The following is a 2,672-nucleotide window of genomic DNA, read 5'->3' on the forward strand; positions in this document are numbered from 1 at the left end:
CGCGGGGCGACCGACGGGCCGCGGGGAGCGCCCGCGCGCTACTGCGGCGGCGGGCCCAGCGGGCGCTCCTGGAGGGCCCCGGCCACGCCGAGGAGGTTGGCGGCCATGGCCCGTCCGGTGCTGCGGGACCAGTCGTGGCCCCGGCCGCCCTCCAGGAAGCTGGGCCCGGGGCCGGGGCCCTGGTTCCAGTACGTCCACGCCTGGCCGGGGATGGTGTAGCCGATGTCCTGGAGCCCGCCGGTGATCTCGCTGATCACGTGGTGGGCGCCGTCCTCGTTGCCGGTGACGACCACGCCGGCGACCCGGTTGTAGGCGACCGGCCGGCCGTCGTCGTCCGTCTCGGAGAGCATCGCGTCCATCCGCTCCAGGACCCTCTTGGCGACCGAGGACGGCTGGCCGAGCCACGTCGGCGAGGCGATGATCAGGATCTGCGCGCCGAGCACCTTGGCGTGCACGTCGGGCCAGTCGTCGCCGTCGTGCACGGCCTCGCTGACGACGCCCGGCCCGATGTCCAGGTCCACGGCGCGCACGACGTCGACGTCCACGCCCTCCTGCTCCAGCTGCTCGGTGACGGAGCGCAGGAGCGCCTCGGTGTTGGAGGTGTCCGGCGACTTCTTCAGGGTGCAGTTGATCGCGAGTGCCTTCATGCCGACCGGAGTACCCCTGCGCGGGGACGGCACGCACGGGCGGGTGGCCGGGCGCGCCGCGGGTACCCGGGCTCCATGGAACACCCACGTACGGAACCGACGCTGCCCGCACCGCGCGGCCCCCTCAGCGCCGCCGTCATCGCCCACCTGAGGGGTGACGGCCCCCTCCCGCTGCCGCACGACGTGGCGCGGGCACCCGTGTACGGCGACGACCTCCAGCTCGCGCTGTACCTCTGTTACGAACTGCACTACCGCGGCTTCGACGGCGTCCCGCCGGAGCGTGAGTGGGACCCCGACCTGCTGCGGACCCGGGCTGCCCTGGAGGAGCGCTTCGGGTCGGCGCTGCGCGCGGACGCCACCGTGCACGACGACGTGGACGAGGCGCTGGGGACGCTCCTGGTGGAGCCCGTCGACGGGACCGGCGTCAGTCACTTCCTGCGCGACAAGGGCGAGCTGTGGCACGTGCGCGAGTACGCCGCGCAGCGGTCCCTGTACCACCTGAAGGAGGCCGACCCGCACGCGTGGGTGCTGCCGCGCCTGTGGGGCCGGGCCAAGGCCGCCATGGCGGCGGTGGAGTTCGACGAGTTCGGCGGCGGCCGGCCCGACCGGGTGCACGCCGGGCTGTACGCGGACCTGATGCGGGACCTGGGCCTGGACACCACGTACGGCCGCTACCTGGACGCCGCCTGCGCCGAGCTGCTGGTCACCGTGAACCTCATGTCCCTGTTCGGGCTGCACCGCTCCCTCCGGGGCGCCCTGGTGGGTCACTTCGCCACGGTCGAGATCACCTCGTCGCCCGGTTCCCGGCGGCTCGCGGAGGCGATGCGCCGCACCGGCGCGGGGCCGGCCGCCGAGCACTTCTACGACGAGCACGTCGAGGCCGACGCGGTGCACGAGCAGGTGGTGCGGCACGACGTGATCGGCGGGCTGATGGAGTCCGAGCCGCACCTCGCCCGGGACATCGCCTTCGGGATCGACGCGACCGTGTTCGTGGAGAACCGTCTCGGCGACCGGCTGCTCGCCGACTGGGGCGCCGGCCGCTCCTCGATGCGCACGCCCCTCGACGTCCCTGACGCCACTCCCGTCCCATGACGCACATGTCCGACAGCAACCTGGGTACTCGGCGGCGCGTGAATCCACTGGCACCCCCGGGCGTGTACGCCCCGCAGGAAGACACCGAACTGCTCGCCGGCGCCCTGTCCGACGAGCCGGTCCGTCCGGGTTCGGACGTTCTCGACGTGGGCACCGGTTCCGGTGCGCTGGCGCTCGCCGCCGCCCGGCGCGGCACCCGCGTGACCGCGGTCGACGTCTCGTGGCGCGCGGTGTGCGCGACCCGTCTCAACGCGCTGATGGCGGGCGTCCCCGTCCAGGTGCGGCACGGAAACCTGTTCGCCCCGGTGCGGGGCCGGTCGTTCGACCTGATCCTCGCCAACCCGCCGTACGTCCCGGCGCCCGACGGCGGCGTGGCGCCGCGCGGGGCGGCCCGGGCGTGGGACGCGGGCCACGACGGCAGGCTGGTCCTGGACCGGATCTGCGGGGAGGCGCACGAGCTGCTGCGGCCCGGCGGTGTGCTGCTGCTGGTGCAGTCGGCGCTCAGCGGGACGGAACTGACGCTGGGGCACCTGCGGGCCGCGGGGATGAAGGCGGCGGTCACCCGGCGCCGGCACATCACGTTCGGGCCCGTCCTGCGGACCCGGGAACGGTGGCTGCGCGAGCGGGCCCTGCTGGGCCCCGGCGAGAACCGGGAAGAGCTGGTGGTGGTCCGTGCCGAACTCCCCGTCTGACGCGCCCCGGCGGGTCACCGTCCAGCGCAAGGGCCCTCTGCTGGTGGAGGGTCCGGTGGAGGTGGAACTGGAGGACGGCACGGTCGTCTCCTCCGACCGCTTCCGGGTGGCGCTGTGCACCTGCCGCCGCAGCCGCCGCTACCCGTGGTGCGACACCAGCCACCGGGACCGGGCCTGACGTCCGGGCCCGCCCCGGGCGGTCCCGGGGTGCGCCGCGCGCCGCTTTTGGGAGGCCGCCGAC

The 2,672-nt window shown here is 74.7% G+C and carries 4 protein-coding genes; 3 read left to right on the plus strand and 1 reads right to left on the minus strand.

Features of this window, described 5'->3' with window-relative positions; translation table 11 throughout:
* Nucleotides 1-38: 38 nt before the first annotated feature.
* Nucleotides 39-647 (minus strand): NAD(P)H-dependent oxidoreductase, encoded by a 609-nt coding sequence (locus tag G3I53_RS03010; RefSeq protein WP_164337714.1) that lies wholly within the window; start codon nucleotides 645-647, stop codon nucleotides 39-41.
* A gap of 75 nt (nucleotides 648-722) precedes the next feature.
* Between G3I53_RS03010 and G3I53_RS03015 the strand changes: the two genes are divergently transcribed.
* Genes G3I53_RS03015 through G3I53_RS03025 form a run of 3 tightly spaced genes read left to right on the plus strand, consistent with a single transcriptional unit; the run spans nucleotide 723 to nucleotide 2,609 of the window.
* Nucleotides 723-1,739, plus strand: a complete 1,017-nt coding sequence (locus tag G3I53_RS03015; protein ID WP_164337713.1) for an iron-containing redox enzyme family protein — start codon at nucleotides 723-725, stop codon at nucleotides 1,737-1,739.
* A gap of 5 nt (nucleotides 1,740-1,744) precedes the next feature.
* Nucleotides 1,745-2,431 (plus strand): HemK2/MTQ2 family protein methyltransferase, encoded by a 687-nt coding sequence (locus tag G3I53_RS03020; protein ID WP_164337712.1) that lies wholly within the window; start codon nucleotides 1,745-1,747, stop codon nucleotides 2,429-2,431.
* Entirely contained in the window at nucleotides 2,412-2,609 is a 198-nt protein-coding gene (locus G3I53_RS03025; protein WP_164337711.1) for a CDGSH iron-sulfur domain-containing protein, read from the plus strand. Before G3I53_RS03020 ends, G3I53_RS03025 begins: the two co-directional genes overlap by 20 nt.
* The last annotated feature ends 63 nt before the right edge of the window (nucleotides 2,610-2,672 follow it).

This window comes from Streptomyces sp. SID14436 (assembly GCF_010548465.1).
GTDB lineage: Bacteria > Actinomycetota > Actinomycetes > Streptomycetales > Streptomycetaceae > Streptomyces.